At 57.2% G+C, this 21,685-nt stretch carries 15 protein-coding genes and 1 tRNA gene; 7 read left to right on the plus strand and 9 right to left on the minus strand.

Annotated elements, in window-relative coordinates; translation table 11 throughout:
- Positions 1 to 97 precede the first annotated feature (97 nt).
- From C8N31_RS03050 to C8N31_RS03075, 6 genes are all read left to right on the plus strand, one after another.
- On the plus strand, positions 98 to 325 hold the full coding sequence (locus C8N31_RS03050) for a hypothetical protein (protein WP_025049200.1): 228 nt from the start codon (positions 98 to 100) through the stop codon (positions 323 to 325).
- Between the two features lie 61 nt (positions 326 to 386).
- On the plus strand, positions 387 to 659 hold the full coding sequence (locus C8N31_RS03055) for a DUF4258 domain-containing protein (RefSeq protein WP_025049199.1): 273 nt from the start codon (positions 387 to 389) through the stop codon (positions 657 to 659).
- Between the two features lie 14 nt (positions 660 to 673).
- The gene (locus C8N31_RS03060; protein WP_025049198.1) at positions 674 to 2,395 is read left to right on the plus strand and encodes an N-6 DNA methylase; all 1,722 of its coding nucleotides are present in this window, start codon (positions 674 to 676) and stop codon (positions 2,393 to 2,395) included.
- A 146-nt stretch (positions 2,396 to 2,541) separates the two neighbouring features.
- Positions 2,542 to 4,935 (plus strand): type I restriction-modification system subunit M, encoded by a 2,394-nt coding sequence (locus tag C8N31_RS03065; RefSeq protein WP_025049197.1) that lies wholly within the window; start codon positions 2,542 to 2,544, stop codon positions 4,933 to 4,935.
- Positions 4,932 to 6,257: a restriction endonuclease subunit S gene (locus tag C8N31_RS03070; RefSeq protein WP_025049196.1), complete on the plus strand. Its 1,326-nt coding sequence runs from the start codon at positions 4,932 to 4,934 to the stop codon at positions 6,255 to 6,257. Before C8N31_RS03065 ends, C8N31_RS03070 begins: the two co-directional genes overlap by 4 nt.
- Positions 6,258 to 6,267: 10 nt before the next feature.
- Complete coding sequence (locus C8N31_RS03075) at positions 6,268 to 9,303, plus strand: type I restriction endonuclease subunit R (protein ID WP_025049195.1); 3,036 nt, start codon at positions 6,268 to 6,270, stop codon at positions 9,301 to 9,303.
- A gap of 301 nt (positions 9,304 to 9,604) precedes the next feature.
- Here the strand turns inward: C8N31_RS03075 and C8N31_RS03080 are convergent.
- The 9 genes from C8N31_RS03080 to C8N31_RS03120 all read right to left on the minus strand — a co-directional run bounded on the left by C8N31_RS03080 (position 9,605) and on the right by C8N31_RS03120 (position 19,510).
- Positions 9,605 to 9,694: transfer RNA gene (locus C8N31_RS03080), tRNA-Ser, on the minus strand.
- 73 nt (positions 9,695 to 9,767) lie between these two features.
- On the minus strand, positions 9,768 to 10,487 hold the full coding sequence (locus C8N31_RS03085; protein WP_025049194.1) for an alanyl-tRNA editing protein: 720 nt from the start codon (positions 10,485 to 10,487) through the stop codon (positions 9,768 to 9,770).
- Complete coding sequence (locus tag C8N31_RS03090) at positions 10,484 to 12,847, minus strand: DUF3772 domain-containing protein (protein WP_025049193.1); 2,364 nt, start codon at positions 12,845 to 12,847, stop codon at positions 10,484 to 10,486. Before C8N31_RS03090 ends, C8N31_RS03085 begins: the two co-directional genes overlap by 4 nt.
- Complete coding sequence (locus tag C8N31_RS03095; protein ID WP_025049192.1) at positions 12,847 to 13,881, minus strand: cysteine synthase A; 1,035 nt, start codon at positions 13,879 to 13,881, stop codon at positions 12,847 to 12,849. The genes C8N31_RS03090 and C8N31_RS03095 overlap by 1 nt, the downstream gene beginning before the upstream one ends.
- Before the next feature lie 20 nt (positions 13,882 to 13,901).
- Entirely contained in the window at positions 13,902 to 15,029 is a 1,128-nt protein-coding gene (locus C8N31_RS03100; RefSeq protein WP_025049191.1) for an NUDIX domain-containing protein, read from the minus strand.
- A 4-nt stretch (positions 15,030 to 15,033) separates the two neighbouring features.
- Positions 15,034 to 15,474, minus strand: a complete 441-nt coding sequence (locus C8N31_RS03105; RefSeq protein ID WP_025049190.1) for a TrgA family protein — start codon at positions 15,472 to 15,474, stop codon at positions 15,034 to 15,036.
- A 21-nt stretch (positions 15,475 to 15,495) separates the two neighbouring features.
- Positions 15,496 to 16,707: an SAM-dependent methyltransferase gene (locus tag C8N31_RS03110; protein WP_025049189.1), complete on the minus strand. Its 1,212-nt coding sequence runs from the start codon at positions 16,705 to 16,707 to the stop codon at positions 15,496 to 15,498.
- An 88-nt stretch (positions 16,708 to 16,795) separates the two neighbouring features.
- Complete coding sequence (locus C8N31_RS03115) at positions 16,796 to 18,220, minus strand: cryptochrome/photolyase family protein (RefSeq protein ID WP_025049188.1); 1,425 nt, start codon at positions 18,218 to 18,220, stop codon at positions 16,796 to 16,798.
- 66 nt (positions 18,221 to 18,286) lie between these two features.
- Positions 18,287 to 19,510 carry an aminotransferase class V-fold PLP-dependent enzyme gene (locus tag C8N31_RS03120; protein ID WP_025049187.1) on the minus strand — a complete coding sequence of 408 codons (1,224 nt, stop codon included), beginning with the start codon at positions 19,508 to 19,510 and terminating at the stop codon, positions 18,287 to 18,289.
- Positions 19,511 to 19,830: 320 nt separating this feature from the next.
- On the opposite strand from C8N31_RS03120, the gene C8N31_RS03125 reads away from it, so the two are divergent.
- Positions 19,831 to 21,672: a BCCT family transporter gene (locus tag C8N31_RS03125; RefSeq protein ID WP_025049186.1), complete on the plus strand. Its 1,842-nt coding sequence runs from the start codon at positions 19,831 to 19,833 to the stop codon at positions 21,670 to 21,672.
- The last annotated feature ends 13 nt before the right edge of the window (positions 21,673 to 21,685 follow it).

The raw sequence follows: 21,685 nt of genomic DNA on the forward strand, positions 1-21,685 counted from the left end.
GAAGCCGAGGACGCATACTATCAAGGCTTGAAAACTGACGACATTGCAGCTTGAAATACGAGCTTAACAGTCTCCGGTAAAACCGGGGCGGTTCACAATGGCAGAACTGGCTGAACACGAGGGGATCGCACCATCCTATATGACGCGTGTTCTGCGGCTGACCCTGCTTTCGCCCGATATCGTCGGGGCAATCCTCGACGGGGCGCATGGGTCGGAGGTGACGCTGGGGCGGCTGCTCGAGCCTTTTCCAGTTAAGTGGGAGGAGCAGCTTTTGGCTGCCGCCACTGCAGGTGCAACGCATCAAGCTAGCAGCATAGAAATTTAAAATAAGGGATTGAATTTGAATGCCGGCATGATATCTATGATTCCAAGACAAGGGGAATCACATGCAGACGACAACACACATGGACACCCGGATGAACCAACGGGGCATCAATAAGGAACTGATCAACCTTGCACTGGAGTATGGTGAGCCCAAAGGCGACAAGACCGTTCTCGGCCGCAAGGAATGCCACGACGCAATGCAGCAGTTGCGCCGCGAGCTTAAGGCCCTGGAGCGGGCCATGAGCAAGGGTGGGATTACCGTGGTGTCTAACGGAGAGGTCCTGATCACCACCTACCGAACCGACAGTTTTTCGTCGCCGACAGCGAAAAAATAAGAGGCTTATAAAAAATGCAAGAACTCTCGGCAGAAATCTGGAAAGCGCTTGATGGCCTGCGTGGAGCCCTGCCGGCTCCCCACTCCATCGAGGTTCTTCTCTACGATGCCGCCCATCACATGGGGATGCCAGAAGACGAGGCCAATCGCACTCATCTGGAATGGGCCTCTCTCAAAACCACAGACGCATACGCAACCCTAACAGATGCTAGGATGCGACTTCTCTCGGCGTCCCCGAGCGAAAGACTTCACTCTATCGACGAGATGTTGGCGCGCTCCGCTCGCTCGGATCACGGCGTCGTATGGATCTCCCAGCTTCCAGCAAGACGCATAGCCGAACTTGCAGGCAATGCTACTCGGGTCCGCTGCGCTTTTGATGCGTCACTCCATCCAGCACTCCTGCTGAGCATGCAGGAAAGGTTTGTCCGTTTTGCATCCCAAGACCATACAACTTGCCAACTCGCCACCATGGTTTCGACCATTATCGAAACCCGGTTAGATGTCGTTCCGGCCAATCCATTCAGCAGGACTGATGCGGGGGAGTTTGATGCCGAAATTATCATGTCTCCCTTTGGCCTTAAGATCCCCTCCGGCACAGATATCCCAAGGTCGACCCTTTCTATTCTCGGTGAGACCGAGCGCTCCAGGCGCCTCAGCAGTGATCCCGTGGCGATTGCCGACGGGCTGCAATCGCTTAGCAAGCGTATTGTGATTTCGGTGGTTGAAGGGATGATGTTTCGCGCTGTGGGCGTCGAGCCTATCGCTCGGGAAGCCTTGGTTGAATCCGGGCGCCTCGAGGCAATCTTTTCTGTGCCGGGCGGCATGGTTTTTCCTCATACGGGAGTCGCCACCAACCTGCTCGTCCTTGGTCCGAATGGGCAAACGCGACACGGTGTTCGCTTCATCAACCTCTCGGACAAACGCTTCGCCGGAAAGACCGTGCGCGGACGGCCCGAAGCGAGGCCGGAAAGCTCCTGGCTCGATGCGATTGATAAGGAACTTGCCAGTGATGAGCGCTTCGCGGCGGACGTAACCATCTCCGACATTAAGGCGAAAGATTACAACCTGAGCTTGGAGCGATACCTACTACCGCCTGCGGTCATGGCCGTGGAGGCCTTCCTCACTGAGAGGCAAGTCCGTCCACTGGAAGACGTTGTGGAAATGATCCGACCGCTATCTTTGGGAAAGGAAGACGACGGGGAGTTCATGATTCGCGAAGCCGTACCAGCGGATATAGGTGATGATGAACTTTTGACCGAGCCGAAGAAAGAGACGCTGATCGAGCGAGCGCAACTCCGGAAAGCCCGAAATCAGCGCCTGATGCCCGGAGACCTACTCCTATCGATTAAGGGCACCATCGGGGCTGTTGCATTGGTTCCCAATGATGCTGCCGTCGACGGTGATAGTGGGTTCTGGACTGCCGGGCAGTCGTTCATGGTCTTGCGCCCCCGAAAGGGAGGGAGTTCCAGCATCGCGCTCTTTGAATACCTTTCCAACAATGCAGTACGAGAAACTCTGCGTTCTCTCGCCGGTGGCGCTGGGATTCCGACAGTCTCGATCAAGGATCTAAGGCAGTTCAGAGTCCCAGTTCTCACACCCGACGAGGAAGCTGGGATTGAAGCAAATTTCTGGGATCGGCAAAATCAGCTTGCTCAGGTTCGAGCACGTATTGCCGAGATCGAGAAAAGCCGGAAGTCTTCCTGGCCTCACGACAAACTTCATGAAGTTGGTGCGTGAAACATCATGGCATCAAACAAAACCGACATATTCCCTGTGATCGCGACTGACGGGAAACACCGCACCAAACCTTCGCCGAGGGGCTGTATGGCTCCAGGCGGCAGCGAAAAACTCTCGATTTCAATAACAAGGCTGCTCGAAACACTATGAACCAGACCTCCCACAATTCACTTGTATCTTTCATTTGGCGCATCGCGGACGACTGTCTTCGTGACGTCTACGTCCGTGGCAAATACCGTGATGTCATCCTTCCCATGGTGGTGCTGCGACGCCTCGACACCCTGCTTGAACCGACCAAGGAGGCCGTGCTTGAGGAAGTCCGGTACCAAAAGGATGAGGTCGGCGCGCTCGAACTTGACGACGAGCCGTTGAAAGACGCTTCCGGCTACGTCTTCTTCAATACCAGCCAGTGGACCCTGAAGAAACTGCACGGCACTGCGACGAATAACCAGCAGATTCTGCTGGCCAATATCGAGGACTACCTCGATGGCTTCAGCGACAACGTCAAGGAAATCGTCACTCGCTTCAAATTGCTCGAACAGATGCGCCACATGGCGGACAAGCAGGTTCTCCTCGACGTTATCGAGAAGTTCGTCTCCCCGTACATCAACCTGACGCCGCATGATGTTGAAGACCCCGAGGGCAACACGCTGCCGGGCCTGTCGAACCTCGGCATGGGCTATGTATTTGAGGAACTGATCCGCAAATTTAATGAAGAGAACAACGAGGAAGCTGGGGAGCACTTCACCCCGCGCGAGGTAATCCACCTCATGACGCACCTCATGTTCGACCCGATCAAGGACCAGCTTCCCCCCGTCATGACAATCTACGACCCAGCCTGCGGGTCGGGCGGCATGCTGACCGAGGCGCAAAACTACATCAAGGAACCCGGCGGGCCGATCCAGGCGCGTGGCGACGTCTATCTCTACGGCAAGGAAATCAACGACGAGACCTACGCGATCTGCAAATCGGACATGATGATCAAGGGCAACAACCCAGAAAACATCCGCGTCGGCTCCACACTTTCCACCGATGAATTCTCGGCCAACCGCTTCGACTTCATGCTGTCCAACCCGCCCTACGGCAAAAGCTGGAACAGCGAGGTCAAGTACATCAAGGACGGCAAGGACGTCATCGACCCCCGCTTTCAGGTCGAAATGACGGACTACTGGGGCAAATCCGACACCATGGACGCCACCCCGCGCTCATCCGATGGGCAACTTCTGTTCCTGATGGAGATGGTGAATAAGATGAAGCCCGCAGCGGCCAGCCCGCTTGGCTCTCGCATCGCGTCTGTTCACAACGGCTCAAGCCTCTTCACCGGTGATGCGGGCAGCGGCGAGTCCAACATCCGCCGCTTCATCATCGAGAACGACATGCTGGACACCATCATCCAGCTGCCCAACAACCTGTTCTACAACACTGGAATCACCACCTATATCTGGCTTCTGTCCAACGCCAAGCCCGAGGCACGCAGGGGCCGGGTGCAGCTGATCGACGCGAACCTGCTGTTCCGCAAACTGCGCAAGAACCTGGGCGACAAGAACTGTGAATTCGCGCCGGAGCATATCGGAGCGATCACCGACGCCTACCTGAAATTCGCCCCCATCGGGCGTGAGATGGACGCCAACAATGATCCCACCGGCATCGCCGTGCAGATCTTCGACAATGAGGATTTCGGCTACCACAAGGTCACCATCGAACGGCCCGATCGACGTCGCGCGGGCTTTACCGCAGAGCGGTTGGCACATCTGCGCTTTGACAAATCCCTGCGCGAGCCGATGGAGTGGCTCTGGGCCGAACATGGCGAAAAGGTTTTTGACGCCGGTTTCCTGAAGGGCCAGATCAAATCCATCACAGCATGGTGCGAGGAACAGGGCATCACCCTGAATGCCAAACAGCGCGGCAAGCTGATCGACCACAAGACCTGGACGGGTCTCAGCAACCTGCAAAAGACCGCGCTGCTGTTGATGCAGGACATCGGCACGGAGGAGACGGATGATTTCAACGCCTTCCGCGACGCGGTCACCAAGGCGATCAAGGCGCGCAAGATCAAGCTGACCGCAACCGAGAAGAACGCGATCCTGAATGCGGTCAGCTGGTATGACGAGACGGCCGAGAAGGTCATCGGCAAGCGGCACAAACTGTCCTCGGGTGATCTGGACGACCTGACCACGCATCTGGGCTGTTCCACGGGCGATCTGGCGGATTTCGGGTGGTATGCCCAACCCGATGGCAGCTACCTGACCTATGAGACGGCAACCGACCTGCGCGATGCGGAAAGCGTGCCGCTCAAGGATGACATCCACCGCTACTTCTTGGCAGAGGTCAGACCGCATGTGGAGGAAGCCTGGATCAACCTCGACTCCGTGAAGATCGGGTATGAGGTCAGCTTCAACAAGTATTTCTACCGCCACAAACCGCTTCGTAGTCTTGAAAAAGTGACGAAGGACATTCTGGAGTTGGAAGAAAAGGCCGACGGACTGATCGCCGATATCCTCGGCGTTGAAGTGGCGACCAAGCTGGAGCCGGCGGAATGAACATCGCGGCCTTCCCTAAATATGAGCATTACCGCGACACTGGCAGCGACTGGATTGAAGAGTTGCCGTCTCATTGGGAGGTGCAACCAGTTAGGGCAAACTTCGCTTTCCGAAATGAAAAAAACGATCCAGTGGTCACAGAAGACATTTTGTCTTTGTCGATTGCAAACGGCGTTACCCTTTACAACGAAGAGGGCCGTGGCGGGAACAAACGCAAAGATGACCTGACCGCTTACAAGATTGCACGACCAGATGACATCGTACTGAATAGCATGAATGTCATAGTTGGCGCAGTCGGCCGGTCGAAATACTTTGGGGCTATCAGCCCTGTCTATTATGCGATGTATGCCACTAAGCCGAATACTAACATTTCGTATTATGATCGGGTTTTTTCCAACTCAGCTTTCCAGAAGGGACTGTTAAGACACGGCAAAGGTATTCTGATGAAGTTGAGCGGCACGGGACAGCTCAATACAATCCGCATGAAGATTTCGCAGAGCGATCTAAAAAACGTTCTGTTGCCGTCTCCACCACCGGATGAACAGAAAGCCATCGTCTCGTTTCTGGATGGGAAATGCGCCAAGATTGACGAGGCGCTGCGGATCAAGGAGGAGCAGATCAAGCTCTTGGCCGAGCGCAGGCAGATCCTGATCCAACAGGCCGTCACCCGCGGCCTGAACCCCGCCGCCCCCATGAAAGACAGCGGCATCGACTGGATCGGCCAAATCCCCGCGCATTGGGAGGTTCGCCGAAATTTCACATTGTTTCGGGAAACCAAGAAGTCTGGGAACGCAACACTCCCGGTCCTCTCGGTTTCAATCCATAGCGGCGTTTCCAAGGAAGAACTGAGCGAGGAAGACAATATTCGGTCCATTGTGAAAATCGAAGACCGAACATCCTACAAGGAGGTTCTGCGCGGAGATGTCGCCTACAACATGATGCGGGCATGGCAAGGTGGTATTGGCGCAGTTCATACGCATGGGATGGTAAGCCCAGCATACGTGGTTGCCCGCCCGATAGTCACGTTGGCCGCCGACTATTTCGAGCTGCTCTATCGGACACCAGCTTTCATTGCTCAGATGGATGCCGGATCAAAAGGGATTACGGATTTTCGAAAGCGGCTCTATTGGGATGATTTCAGGAATCTCTTCACGATTGCCCCTCCTCTGGACGAGCAAAAGCAGATTATTCAGTATTCTGACGAGCTATCAGAGAAAATTGGCAAAGCGATTTCAATCAAGGAAGACCAGATCGCCGCGCTCAAGGAATACAAAACGAGCCTGATCAACGCGGCCGTTACTGGTAAGATCAAAGTCATTTGAGGGGGCGGTCATGAATTACACAGTCAGCAATACCAAGGAAATCGCGCTGGAACAGGCCATTGAACGGCACCTAACCGGCACGACGACAGAAGACCTCAAAGACGGCGGTGTGGAATCCGGCCCCTACCACATCGGCCGCTCCACCGACTTCGATGCCGCCCTCGCGCTCGACACAGCCCTGTTCTGGGAGTTCCTTGAGGCCACGCAAGGCAAAGCGCTCGAAAAACTGAAAACCCGCAATCCCGCCGACTGGCAGGCAAAGATCCTTGGCCAGTTCGACAAACTGGTAAAGCGAAAGGGCGTGCTGCACCTGCTGAAAAAGGGCCTGCCAGTCGATGACGCGCATCTGACGCTCATGTACCCCGCGCCGCTGGCAAGCTCCGCGCAAAAGGTCCACGACAACTTTGCCGCCAATATCTGGAGCATTACACGCCAGGTGCACCATAGCCTCGCCAACCCAAACGAATCCGTCGACATGGTGCTGTTCCTGAACGGCCTGCCCATCGTCACGCTGGAGTTGAAAGTCACCTCGACCTCCGCCCCGCAGACCGCGCGGTATCACGGGCAAAAGCAGTACCGGGAGCGCGACGCTACGCAACCGCTGATGCAGTTCGGGCGTGCCCTGGTCCACATGACCGCCGATACCGACGAGGTCTGGATGGCAACCAAGCTGTCCGGTGCATCAACGTGGTTCCTGCCGTTCAACAAAGGCTACAACGAGGGCGCAGGCAATCCGCCGAACCCGAATGGTCACAAAACGGCGTATCTCTGGGAAGAGGTGTTTCAGCCCGCCAGCCTTGCTGGGATCATCCAGCATTTCGTGCTGCTGGAAGGCGGTAAAACGGATCCCCTTGCGAAAAAGACACTGATCTTTCCGCGGTACCAGCAACTCGACGTCGTGCGCAAATTGCTGGATCACACCGCTACGCATGGCGTGGGGCAAAGCTACCTGATCCAGCACTCGGCCGGATCGGGCAAGTCGAACAGCATCACATGGGCCGCCTATCAGCTGATCGAGAGCTATCCGACGAGTGCGGACCTGCCCGGCGCGCGGGCGCTGGACACGTCGCTCTTCGACAGCGTGATCGTGGTGACCGACCGCCGGCTGCTGGACAAGCAGTTGCGCGACAACATCAGCGACTTCTCGGAAGTGAAGAACATCGTCGCCCCGGCAGTGCGGTCAGCAGATCTGAAAGCGGCGCTGGAGAACGGCAAGAAGATCATTATCACGACCATCCAGAAGTTCCCCTTCATCATCGACGGCATCGCGGACATGAGCGACAAGCGCTTTGCTGTGATCATCGACGAGGCCCACAGTGGTCAGAGCGGCCTTGCTCACGACAAGATGAACCAGGCCATGGGCGGCGGCGAAGACCCGGACGCGGATGACCCGCAGGACAAGATCCTCGCGGCAATGCAGGCGCGGAAGATGCGTGGCAATGCCTCCTATTTCGCATTCACCGCAACGCCAAAGAACACGACGCTGGAAAAGTTCGGGACAAAGCAGCCCGATGGCAGCTTCAAGCCGTTCCACCTCTACAGCATGAAGCAGGCGATCGAGGAGGGCTTCATCCTCGATGTTCTGGCCAATTACACGACCTATAAGGGCTATTACGAGATCCAGAAGTCCATCGAAGACAATCCGCTTTTCGACACGGCAAAGGCACAAAAGAAGCTCCGCGCCTATGTCGAGAGCAGCCAGCAGACGATCAACACCAAGGCCGAGATCATGGTCGAGGATTTCATGGACAATGTCGTGAATGCCAAGAAACTGCGTGGCAAGGCGAAGGGCATGATCGTCACCCAGAACATCGAGATGGCGATCCGCTATTACAGGGCCGTTCAAGCGGAACTGGCAAAGCGCGGCAACCCGTTCAAGGCCCTGATCGCTTTCTCTGGAGAAAAAGAGGTCGACGGGATCAAGTACACTGAGGCCGACATGAACAGCTTCCCAGAAGACAAGACGCGGAAGGAGTTCGACAAGGACGAGTTCCGCCTTCTGGTCGTGGCGAATAAATACCTGACCGGCTTCGACCAGCCGAAGCTCTGCGCCATGTACGTCGATAAGAAGTTGCAATCCGTTCTTGCAGTTCAGGCATTGTCACGCCTCAACCGGTCGGCACCAAAATTAGGTAAGCGCACCGAAGATTTGTTCGTGCTCGATTTTTTCAACTCCACCGACGACATCAAGGCCGCCTTCGATCCATTCTTCACCGTCACAACGCTTTCAGAGGCAACCGACGTAAATGTTCTGCATGAGTTGAAGGCTACGCTCGACGAGGCAGGCGCCTACGAGTGGTCCGAAGTCGAGGAGTTCTGCACCCGCTTTTTTGATGAGGAAGATGCCCAGACGCTCAGCCCCCTGATTGACGCTGCGGCGGAGCGGTTCAACGTCGAGTTGGATCTCGAGGAAAAAGATAAGATCGACTACAAGATCAAAGCCAAGCAGTTCGTGAAGGTCTACGGCCAGATGGCATCCATAATGCCCTTCGAGGTGTTGGCCTGGGAGAAGCTGTTCTGGTTCCTTAAGTTCCTCATCCCAAAACTGAAGATTCAGGATCCGAACCAAGATGCGCTTGACGAGCTGCTCGAAGCCGTCGATCTCTCTTCCTACGGCTTAGAGCGCACAAAGCTGAACCACGTCATCGGCCTGGACGCTTCCGAGTCAGAACTCGAACCGCAAAACCCCAACCCGCGCGGTTATCGTGAGGGCGAAGTCCAGGAAGATCCGCTTGAGGAGATCATTCGAAGCTTCAATGAACGCTGGTTTCAAGGTTGGAGCGCGACCCCGGAAGAGCAACGCGTTAAGTTTCTAAACATCGTCGACAGCGTGCAGGCACACCCCGACTACGACGAAAAGTTTAGCGACAATCCGGACCCATTTTCGCGGGATCTAGCATTCGAGAAAATCATGAAAGACGTCATGTTGCGGCGCAGAAAAGAAGAGCTCGAGCTGTACAAACTCCACTCCCAGGACCCGTCATTCAAAGCCTCATTGTACCAGAGCATCAAGGAGATGCTGAGGAACAGCACTCAGCGCGACTAGTCAGCGGGAAAGACGCATTGGGTGAGCAGGATTGAGCCGGTTCGACTTCAGTCCCTTTTTGGGAACGCCACTGGTGTCGAAGTGTTTGGCAGAGATTATGAAAAGTAACCACATTTTCAGTGCCTTACAGAAAATTCACCAAATCGCTGCAGGCAACAGGTCGAGAGAACATGGGCCTGGAGAGAACACTTCGGGCTCTTTTGGCCCCGACTCCGGTGAATAGCCCATCCCGCATAACCCTTGAATATAACGGAAAAATCCGGCCGCAGCCGGATTGGGAGAACGCTTTCGCGGGGGCAAGTGGCGGAGCGACAGGGATTCGAACCCTGGAGACGGTCTCCCGCCTACACACTTTCCAGGCGTGCGCCTTCGACCACTCGGCCACCGCTCCGTTGAGGGCGGTTTACCGTTACCCCGCCATAAGTTGCAAGAGGGAAATCGCGCCCTTTTGCCCCTCTGCGCAATTAACTTTCCAGATGCACATAGACCCGGCGGTTCACCCGGCCCTTCTTTTCGATCTTGCCAAGCCGCAGCGCGCCAATTTCGCCGGTGCGGGCCACGTGGGTGCCGCCGCAAGGCTGCAGGTCGATCCAGTCGTCTTCCTCGCCTATGCGCACCAGCCGCACATCATCGGCGCCCATGGGTGGCTTGACGGCCATCGTTTTGATCAGATGGGGCGCATCGGCCAATTCGCGCGAGGTGATCCAGCCGTCGCTGACCCGCGCATCCATGCCAATGTATTCATTGAGGTCTTCTTCGATGCCCTCGCGGTCTTCGGGGGCATTGGGCATGTCAAAATCCAGCCGCCCGTGGGTCGCCGAGATCTGCCCGCCCGTGACGCCAAAGGGGATCACGACTGACAACAGATGCAGCGCCGTATGCACCCGCATCAACCGGTGGCGGCGGTCCCAGTCCAGTTCCTGCACCACATGCGCCCCAACGGGCGGCAGGGCCGCTGGTTCGGCGGCGACCAGCACGATGTCATCGCCCTGCCCTTTGACGGCCGTGGCAATCGGCAAACGCTGCCCATCCCATGACAGCCAACCGGAATCCCCCGGTTGCCCGCCGCCCGTCGGGTAGAACACCGTTGCATCCAGAACCACACCGCCCTCAGCCGTGATGCTTTGCACTTTGGCTGGGGCCTCGCGCAGATAGGCGTCATCGCGAAACAGCATCGCGGTCATAGGGTGTCATCCTTTTTCTCTGTCGTGCTTTTTGTCTGCGATTTGGGCTGGGTCAGAACCTCGGCATTGCGCAGCCATAGATCGCGCTGTGCAAATGGAATTTCAAAGCCTTCCTCGGCAAAACGCGCGGCGATGGCATGGTTTATGTCGCTCTTGATCGACATCATCCAGTTCACATCGCGCAGATAGCAACGGATCTCAAACTCAAGCGAATCCGCGCCAAAATTGACCATCAAAACGTTGGGCGGCGGCGCGGCCAGAACCATCGGTTGTGCCTCGGCAATCTCGCGCAGAACCTTCTCCACGTGCCGCGTGTCGGTGCCATAGGCCACGCCAACCGGCACGATCAACCGGCCCACGGTGTTGCCGCGGGTAAAGTTGGTCACGGTGCCGGACACCAGATCAGCGTTGGGCACAATCACATCGGTGCGGTCAAAGGTTTCAATCCGTGTCGAACGCACAGAGATATCCCGCACATAGCCCATCTGACCGCCAACCTCGATCCAGTCGCCCTCAGATATGGGCCGTTCGATCAGCAGGATGATCCCGGAGACAAAGTTGCTGACGACGGTCTGAAGGCCAAAACCGATGCCCACGGACAGCGCCCCGGCCACAATGGCCAGCGACGACAGGTCCAGCCCTGCCCCGGTGACCGCCGCCAGCGCAGCGAGAAAAATCCCGACATAACCAAGGCCCGAAACGATGGCATTTTGCCCGCCAACGTCAATCTTGGTCTTGGGCAAAACATTGTTGCGCAGGGCCGATTGCACCAACCGGGTGAGCCCATAGCCAATGACAAAGATCACTGCAAAGGCAAGGAAATCAGTTGGTGAAATTCGGCTGTCCCCGATGGCAAAGCCGCGCCCGACCGCCGACCACAACTCGGTCAGATCCGTGATCCTCGCACCCCAGACCAGCGCCAGAACAGGTGCCACCAGAACCAACAAGATCAGGCCAAACAGCACCGGCCAAAGCGCATCCCGTGCCTGCACCCCCTGCCCGGTCACCGTGCCGTACACATCTGCGGTAAAGCGCTGCAAAGACATCACCAACCCCAGCAGGATCAGCGTCAGGATATAGGGTGGCAAAATCGCATCTGCGGCCCTGAAATACCCTGCCGCCAACAGAATTGGCGAGATCAACCCGACGATAACCGCCCCGGTGCCCAACCAGCGCACAACCCTGCTAAAGCTTGAAATACGCGGCTCCGCATCCGGCTCATCCTCATTGAGAACCACCTCGTAGCCGCGAAAGACGGTCCCGATCCGGTAAAGCGCAATCGACGAGACCAGCATTGGCGGAAAGGTCAGGACCGCCTTTGTCGCCTCGGCGTAAAACCCGCTTTCGAGGATCAGTGTGGCCACCTCGCCCAGCACGATCATCACGGTGATGACCGCCACATGAAAGCGCAACTCGGCCCGCTTTTCAGGGGGCAGCAGGATCAAGGCCTCGTCATCGCTGGGCGAGAACACCCGCTCCGACACCCAGCGCACACCCATCATGATCCCGGCCAACACCGCAATGCTGAGCAGCAGTTCATGACCTGCGTCGCCAAAAACCTGGGTGGAAATCGCGGCGAGCGCCAAGAGAACCATGCCAGCAAAGGGCAATATCACCTCTAGAAGTGATACCACAAAGCGCCAGATGCCCAAACCCCGCGCCCCCAAACGGCGCAGTTTATCCACGATCACGCGGGACCATTTTTTGCCGCGCAAAATCAGGATGCTGCCAAGCACAAGCAACAAGAACGCGATCGGCAAGGTTGAACGCAACTCATCCCAACTGCGTTCCTTGCCCTTGCGCGGGTTTTCGTTCCACAGACCGTTCACTGCCCGTGACAATTCTGTAAACGCGGGCTGCCAATGCACCGGGTTCAGCGGCGATGGTGTCACGGTGAGCAACTCACGGGCCTGCCTGTCCCGCAGTATCCGGTCAATCTCGCCCACCAGATTGTCCGCCCGGACAAAGGCCGTCTCGGCCCGCTGCACTGGCAACAACAGCGCGGCAAGCTGATCGTTCAGCTCTTCGCGCTTGGCCGCAACATCGGCGGATTCGGCCGGCGCGCCCTCACCCTCCGGCTTGGGTCCAAGTGCGGCGAGCTGTTCACGCAGGGTGGCGATGCGGTTGGCGTTCTGATCACGGGCCGTGTCAAACTGGCCGCGAAAATCCGCAATCCGCACCCGCAACGCCTCGAAGGTGTCGTTGGACCCGCGCTCGGCATCGATGGTTTCCTCGGCGCCTTTCGCCAAGGTCTCCCATCGTTCAAAGGCCTCTTGCGAAATTTCCTGTGCAAAGGCCGGTGCGATCAGCAGCCATAGGCCAACCAACCCGAAAAAGGCAAGGCGCAGCGCGGCGGCCATCACTGATCTTCAAAGACGCCGGGAATAGAGGCCGGTGCCCTGTCCAGCCATGCCGGCGTCGGCAGGCCCTTTTCTCGCAGGAAATCAGGATTAAACAGCTTGGATTGATACCGCGTGCCAAAATCGCAAAGGATCGTCACGATGGTGTGGCCCGGCCCCATTTCCTTGGCCAGACGGATCGCGCCCGCCACATTGACACCTGACGAGGCCCCAAGGCACAGACCTTCATGCTGAAGCAGATCAAACACCACCGGCAGCGCCTCGGCATCAGAGACATTGTAGCTGTAATCCGGCTTCAGCCCCTCAAGGTTCTTAGTGATGCGGACCTGACCGATGCCTTCAGCGATCGAGCCGCCTTCGGAGGTCAGTTCACCAGTGGTATAATAGGAATGCAGCGCCGCACCGTCCGGATCGGCCAGCGCAATTTTCACGCCTTTGGGCTGAAGCGCCATGGCGATCCCTGCCAGCGTGCCGCCCGATCCAACCGCACAGCAAAAGCCGTCTACCTTGCCGCCGGTCTGTTCCCAAATCTCGGGGCCGGTGGTTTCAACATGCGATTGCCGGTTGGCGACATTGTCAAACTGGTTGGCCCAGATCACCCCTTCATTGGTGGTGCGGGCCAGCTCATTGGCCAGACGTTCGGAATAACGGATAAAATTGTTCGGGTTGCGATAGGGCGCGGCAGGCACCTGCACCAATTCGGCACCTGCAAGGCGCAGCATGTCTTTCTTTTCCTGTGACTGTGTCTCAGGAATGACAATCACGGTTTTGAAGCCCATCGAGGCGCCGACCAGCGCCAGACCGATGCCGGTGTTTCCTGCGGTGCCTTCGACAATGGTGCCGCCGGGTTTGAGCGTGCCTTTGGCAATCGCGTCCTTGATGATAAACAGCGCCGCGCGGTCTTTGACCGACTGACCGGGGTTCATGAATTCGGCCTTGCCGTAGATCTCACATCCGGTGTCTTCGCTGGCTTTGCGCAGACGGATAAGAGGTGTGTTGCCAATGGCTTGCGCCAGATCAGATGCGACGTGCATGAAAGCCCCCAAAATTGTGCTTACTCTGGTGTATCCGCCGCCTTCGCCAATCTCAAGCCATCGCGGTGCCGTGCCAGCCAATAGGCCACCAGAACCAGCGGCGCATTGGCCGCGCCCATCCCATCGACCAGATCCATCAAATCGTCAAAAGACATCAGATGGCTGCGGATATCCTCATCTTCGCTGGCCAGACCACCAGTGCCCGTGACGCTGTCCGGCAGATCCGCAAGCCCCAGATAAATATAGTAAAATTCCGTTGAATTTCCGGGGGATGCATAAACCTCACTCACCGGGTGGAGCGCACCAAGCGTCAGTCCGGCCTCTTCCGAGGCTTCGCGCCGGGCGGCCATTTGCGGGGTCTCACCGGGGTCCACAGCGCCTGCAATTGGCTCTAACTGCCAACAGGATTTATCGCCACGCGCCAATGGCCCCATGCGCACCTGTTCGATCAACAAAACGCGATCACGCAGCGGATCATAGGGCAGAACAATCGCCGCGTCCGCCCCGACAAACACCGCGCGGTCCAAGGGCGCGGACATCGTGCCGTCAAAACGTGTATGCGACAGCTGCATTTCATCCAAAGCATAGAATTTGGAGTAGACCCGCCGCCGGTCCTGCACGTCGATCTGCCCTTGCAGCGTCCCTGCCCCATGAACGGACGCCGACGCGTTCACCCTTGCCGCCGCACGGGCGCGGATGCGCGGAAACATGCGCGCCACATCATCGCGGCTGCGGCTGCCCATATAACCCATGACTTCGACAGCAGCATGACGGCTAAGCGCACCCCACTCTGCCTGCCACTCGGACAAATCCCAAGGCCCCTTGCCCGTCCACAGATCCGGCTGCGGCACATAGACTTCACCGCTTTGCCCATCTTCCAGCGTGACCTGATGCAGATCGTAGCCGAAGCCACCTTCATAATAGTCCAGTCGCGCAATCTGGTCCGGGGTCAACCCGCGCACCAAGACGCCCATGGCCTTCTCATTCACGCCGGTCTCGATCATGGGAAACGGACCTTCGGCCACAGAGGATACCTTGTATCCGGGCAAAACCGCAGGTGTTACATCCAAGGCATCGCCACTGGCCCCCATCACGATCTCAAGCAATGGCCGATCCCGCAGGGTGCCATAAAAGAACAGATTTCTCATAGATTTAGCGACCGTGCTTATGGGCAAATTCAACCAATAGGCCGCTGATGATCGATGCGATTACGGCAACGATGACAATTGGGACGGTTATAACGATCACAGCAAATTCCGCGCCGATCTGAAACACTGCAACCATCGCCTCAAACGGGCCATCATAACGATTGCGCATAGCCAACCGGATCATCTCGTTGATCGCCTGAACACCAACACCCCACAACATCAATACAAACACTCCGGTCAGGCCGTTGTTGATCGCCGCCGTGGTCCCGCGACCTGCGCGGCGCCCCATCACGAACCAGCCGACACAGAGGCCGAGGAACATGTTCAGCGGGACAAAATAGCCGAAGTCGGTGCTTTCGGGCATCAACGGCATCACCATCAGGGACAGGATATAGCCAACAGCCGCGAGACAAATGGCAGCCGTTAGTTTTGCGGCGGTGGGCATGGGATGGCTCCTTAAGAAAGGTTAACCCGGTCGCCTTACCGTAATCTGTGTGACGTCACAATTTCCACTGTCAAATGTAGCGGCGCAGGAAGTGAGGTAAAAATTCCACATGCGCCGGAACCGTTCGTCAAAGCCAAGCTTGGTAATCTGGTCCCACTTGTCGTTAAATGTCTCGTGCCAACGGCGCAGGGTGATGTCGTAGCTTTTGCCAAATTCGATAGACTTGTCGACAATCAGCCCGGCCTTTTCCACCTGTTCCCGCAAGATCACCGGACTGGGCAGCATACCGCCCGGAAAGATGTATTTCTGGATGAAATCGACACCGCGCTTGTAAACGTCCCAGCGGGCGTGATCGACGGTGATGATCTGCAAAGTGGCCGCGCCGCCGGGTTTAAGGCAATCGCGCAAAGCATTGAAATAGGTAGGCCAATATTTCTCGCCAACGGCCTCAAACATCTCGATGCTGGCGATGCCATCATAATGGCCGGTCTCGTCACGGTAATCTTGAAGCTTTAGATTAACTTGATCGGAAAGTCCTGCTTTCTCAATGCGTTCCTTGGCAAATTTAAACTGCTCTTCGCTGATGGTCAGGCCCGTGACCTTCAGCCCGCGTTCCTTGGCCGCATATTCGGCAAATCCGCCCCAACCACAGCCGATTTCCAGCACATGATCGCCGGGCTTGACGCCCATCTGATCAACCATGGATTTGTATTTTTCGGTCTGGGCCGCCTCCAGTGACAGTTGCGCATTTTCATCAAACAGGGCCGAGGAATAAGTCATCGTGTCATCGAGCCACAGCCCGTAAAAATCATTGCCCAGATCATAGTGATAACTGATGTTCTTGCGGGCCTGCGTCTTGGAATTGCTTTGGAGCCAGAACCGCATCTTCTCAAACAGGCGCACCATGCTCAGGCCCGGAAATCCGTCATAGAGTTCGTCATTGTCTGCATGTACGAGGTCCATGAAGGCCTGCAAATCAGGCGTGGACCACCATTCATCGAGATAGGCATCACTAAACCCAAGATCCCCTTCGCGGATCAACCTTGAGAACAAGTCATTGTTATGAATGTGCAATTCCGCAACCGGGCCGGGCAGTTTTCCTTCAGCCCGAAACCGCCGCCCGTCTGGCAAAACGAAATCGAGCCGCCCGCGTTGCATCACCTGTGCCATCGCAAAAACCCGCGCAAAGTAACGCGGCAGATCATTTTGCCCCTCTGTCGAGTTCAAGGTCATATCACGCTCCCCTTCGTGGTCCTCAGGCGCATTCAGCTTATCGCGCTCTGCAAAATTAACAATTCTTTAATGTTTGCAGTCTGTTTTCTTAATCTTTGCGGGCCTTATAAGCCGTCAAAGCCCGCTTGCGCCCCCTGTCAAGCGAGACAATCGGCATCGGATAACTGTCTTGCGGATCCATGCCCCAATGGCGCGGGCACGCCTCAAAGAAGGCCAACGCATCGTCGTGGGGCTGCTCCTGCCCCTCGGCTATCCAACGATCCACATAGGCGGCATCGGGGTCAAACTTCTCGCGTTGGGTGACGGGGTTGAACACCCGAAAGTACGGCGCGGCATCGGGGCCGGACCCGGCAGTCCATTGCCAGCCCATCGCATTGCTGGCCGGATCCCAATCAATCAGACACTCCTCGAACCACGCCTGCCCGATCCGCCAATGGGTCATCAGATGTTTGGTCAGGTAACTGGCCACGATCATGCGGGCGCGATTGTGCATGCGGCCCGTGACATAAAGCTCACGCATGGCGGCATCGACAAAGGGCACACCCGAGCGGCCCTTCTTCCACGCCCAGACTTCTGCGGCGCGGCCATCGTCTTGCCAGGGAAAATCGTCCCATTCCTCGCGCCAGTTCTGATCCAGAATGCGCGGCGTATGGTGCATCAGATGATAGGCAAACTCGCGCCAGACCAGCTCTTTCAGGAAGGTCTCCGCGCCGCGTTTGCCTTCTTGCAAGGCACGTTGACCGGCGTGCCAGCATTGATGCGGGCTGATCTCGCCAAGGCTGAGGTTCTCGGACATGTTGGACGTGCCATCGGTGGCGGGCGTGTTGCGGTTGTCGTTGTAGCCATCAATTAGATGCGCAATGAAATGCCCCAGCCGCGCCTGCGCTGCTGTCTCGCCCAATTGCACAAAAGGGCGCACAGCCGCGGCACCGCGGTTCATCTGCGCATCCATTTGCCAATCCGCCAGATCGTCACTTTTTGGCCAGCTTTCAGGGGGATGCAGATCCGAAGGTGCCGGACGCGGTGCCTCAACATCGCGGGTTTTGACGGACTTCCAGAACGGGGAATAGACCTTGTAAAAACCGCCTGTCTTGGTCTCCACGGTCCATGGCTCAAACATCAAATGGCCGCCAAAAGACCGCGCGTCGATGGCTTGACCCTTGAGATGTTCCTTGATGGCGCTGTCACGCGTCACCGTTTCAGGATCATAAAGGCGCGACCAATACACCGCCCTCGCGCCAGTTTCATCTATCAGCTCATTGAGCGCATCCAGCGCCTGATCCGCCCGGCGCAAGATCAGACGGCTGCCCTTCTGTTCCAATGCATCGGCAAGCGCACCAACCCCAAGCCCAAGCCGCCATTTCGGCGCCGCGCCCAGCTTTTCGCTCAGGCCGTCATGTACAAACACAGGAATAACAGGCCGCCCCGAGGCGCAAGCGGCCGACAGCGCCGCATGATCACTCAGCCGCAGATCACGGCGAAACCAGACCAAGATCGGTGATGTATCGTTCATGCTATGCCCTTCTGGTTCTTGCCTTTTCCTAAACTAGGGCGCGGCAGGAACCTTCAAGGCGCAAAATCACAAAACATCGTCCAATGCGTTCAAAAGCTGGTCGATCTCATCTTTGGTGGTGTAGTGGGTAAAGCTGAGGCGCAGCACACCTTTGCCTTCGTCCACCCCCATCGCGGTCAACGCACGGCCTGCGTAAAAGTCACCGCCGCCCGCCATGATCCCGTGTTTGGCCAGCTCTGTTGCCGCCTCCAAGCCGGGACGGTTCATCGCCATGGCAACTGTCGGCGCACGGCCCACTGCCTCTGCCGGACCAATCAGGCGCACGGAATTGCGGTCCTTCACCGCGTCAAGCAACGGTTGCAACAACCCGGTCTCATGGTCGCGCATCATGTCATGCACCGCCGCACCGCGCGCCGCAGCATCGGCATCCCCACCAATGTGATGGGCATAAAAGGCATCCACGTAGTCCGCCATCCCCGCAGAGGCGGCGATTTGCGCATGATCAGGGCCAGCGGGCGTCAGACGTTTATAAAGCGTATCACCGTTAAAGACATGCGCCTGATTGGGCAGCAGATTGCCCAAGGCCCGCCGGATCACCATCAACCCCTGATGCGGGCCGAAGGTCTTGTAGGCGGAAAACAGATAGATATCCGGCCCCAGATTGCCCACATCGGCAAATCCATGCGGGGCATAAGACACACCGTCCACACAGACAAAGGCCCCCGCAGCATGGGCCAGCGCAGTGATCTCCACCACCGGATTGATCTGCCCCACCACGTTTGAACAATGGGGGAAACACACCAACCGCACATGTTCATCCAGCAGGTTTTCCAGATCATCGGTGTTCAACGCACCGGTTTCGGGGTCAACGCACCATTCGCGCACCTCAATGCCCCGGTCCGCCAGTCGCCGCCATGGGCCGGTGTTGGCCTCGTGATCCTGATTGGTCACGATGATCGCTTCGCCCGGCGCCAGCAGCTGCCCAAAGGCCTGCGCCAGCACATAGGTGTTCTGCGTGGTCGATGGCCCAAAGCTCAGCTCATCGGTTTCCACCCCAAGAATAGCGGCCATGCGGCGGCGGGCCTCGTCCATCTCCTGACCGCCAAGCTGGCTGGCCTCATAAGGGGCGTAGGGCTGGACCTTGCGCTGGGTGTAAAACCGCGTCAGTCGGTCAATCACCGGTTGGCAGGTGTAAGACCCGCCAGCATTCTCGAAAAAAGCCTGCCCTTGAAGGGACGGCTCGGCGAAGGCGGGAAATTGGGCCCGGACCCATGCGGTATCTAATGTCATAGCCGCACATTTCTACAGCCGCCCGCCCGCGTCAAACCCAAAACTAAGTTATCAAAAACCCAAAATCGGGGGGCTGGCAGAGCAGCTCAGGTTTCGGGGCCGACAAAAATACCTGCCAAATTGTCGCATTTTGCGGCATACTGTCGCGGCACAGCAAATGTGCATGTTTCGAATTTGTAACACCTTCGGGTCAAGGTGCGGACCCAAATCTGTTTACCGCGCCCCTCAAAGTGGGTGTTCATGCCATGCCAGTTCCCGGCGCGGCAGATGCCCCACGCAAAACAGATCGCGTGCAGCGATCGAAAACAGGGACACTTCTCATGTCAGTCAAACCTCCTTTTACGGATCTAGACATCCAGACGCAGGATGGCGGATTCTACGAAGGCTATAGCCTTCCGATTGCCTTGATATCAAAGATCAGCATGGTTCTGCTGGTGCTTTGGGCACTTATCTTTCCGCTCAATGCCGGCAGCATGCTGTCGAGCATCAATTCCACACTGCTGCAAAGCTTCAACACCTTCTACATTCTTGCCGTTGGCGTGTTTGCATTTTTCCTCTTTGCCATCGCGCTGATCCCCTCCACGGGCAAGCGCATCCTCGGCGCGCCGGGCCAAAAACCCGAGTTCAGCAATTTCTCCTGGTTCTCGATGATGTTCGGTGCGGGTCTCGGCGTCGGCCTGATGACCTTTGCCACGGCAGAGCCTCTGGGCCTCTGGGGCTCCAACCCGGTGTTGCTGTCCAGCGATATCGCACCCAACTCCCCTGAAGCGCTGGAATCCGGCTATCGCTACACCTTTGCGCACTACGGCTTTCACGCCTGGGCGATCTATGTGGTGACCGGCCTCAGCCTTGCCTATTACGCCTACACACGCGGCATGCCGCTGACGATCCGTTCGGCGCTGACTCCCCTGATTGGCAAATACGCCAACGGGTTCTTTGGTCACGTGATTGACGTTCTGGGCGTTGTCGCGACGATCCTTGGTGTATCTGTCACCATCGGCTTCGGCGTAAGCCAGCTTGTCGATGGCGCCTATGCAATCACCGGCGCGGGCTGGTTGATGGACACGTCCGGAGACACTCCTGCAGCAACCAAAGCCGGCCTGATCACCGCACTTGTGATGATCATGGCGCTGTCGATCCTGTCGGCGGTGTCCGGCGTTGGCCGCGGGGTTAAGTGGCTATCGAACATCAACCTCGTGCTCTCGCTGATCCTGTTGATGACCTTTGTCATCTTTGGCTCGTTCCTCTTTGCGATGACAACCTATGCATCGGCATTTGTGGATTACATCCTCAACTTCATCTCTCTGAGCTTTGCCGCACATGGCCCGGTCTCGGCTGACATGTTCGCCTCCACAGCTCCGGCTGCGGTTCAGGCACTTGAGGCCGATCAAATGGCAACCGTCTATGGCGGCGCGACAAACGCATGGGGCAGCTTTGGCGGCTTCACCACCAGCGTTTCAGATGCGGGCATCACCCTCTCTGAGGCTGACCTTGCCGCAGCATACGCCGCTGGCAAAGACGGGCGTCTCTTCAACTGGCAGGCCGGTTGGACAACGTTCTACTGGGCTTGGTGGATTGCGTTCTCACCATTCGTGGGCCTGTTCCTGGCACGCATTTCCAAAGGCCGTTCGGTACGTGAGTTTGTACTGGGCGCTGTGATTGCACCTTCGCTGGTTTGTTTTGCCTGGATGACCATCCTCGGCGGCACAGCCATCGATCTGGAACTGTCCGGCACCGCAGATGGCTCCATCATCGCGGCATCCAACTCGGCCAAGCTGTTCGTCACACTTGAACAGATGCTGTCGGGCGGTGTGCTTCAGGCGCTGATCATCATGTGTGTCGTACTGATCATGACCTTCCTGGTGACGTCCGCAGACTCTGGCATTCTGGTGATGAACACCATCATGTCCGGCGGCGCAGAGGAAACCGGCGTCAAGCACCGCATCATCTGGGGCGCAATCCTGACACTGGTGATCGGCACGCTGCTGCTGGCCGGTGGTGGCGGCCTGTCTGCCCTGCAAAACGCCATGATCATCGGGGCGCTGCCCTTCACGATGGTTATGGTTGGCATGGTGCTGGCCCTGATCAAGGCGCTTTACAACGATGGTCGCCGTGACAGCGTTGGCGGTGTTGCAGATACCGCAGGTCAGCCTGCTGAATAAGCGCTAGACCTAC

The organism is Sulfitobacter mediterraneus, assembly GCF_003054325.1.
Lineage (GTDB): Bacteria > Pseudomonadota > Alphaproteobacteria > Rhodobacterales > Rhodobacteraceae > Sulfitobacter > Sulfitobacter mediterraneus.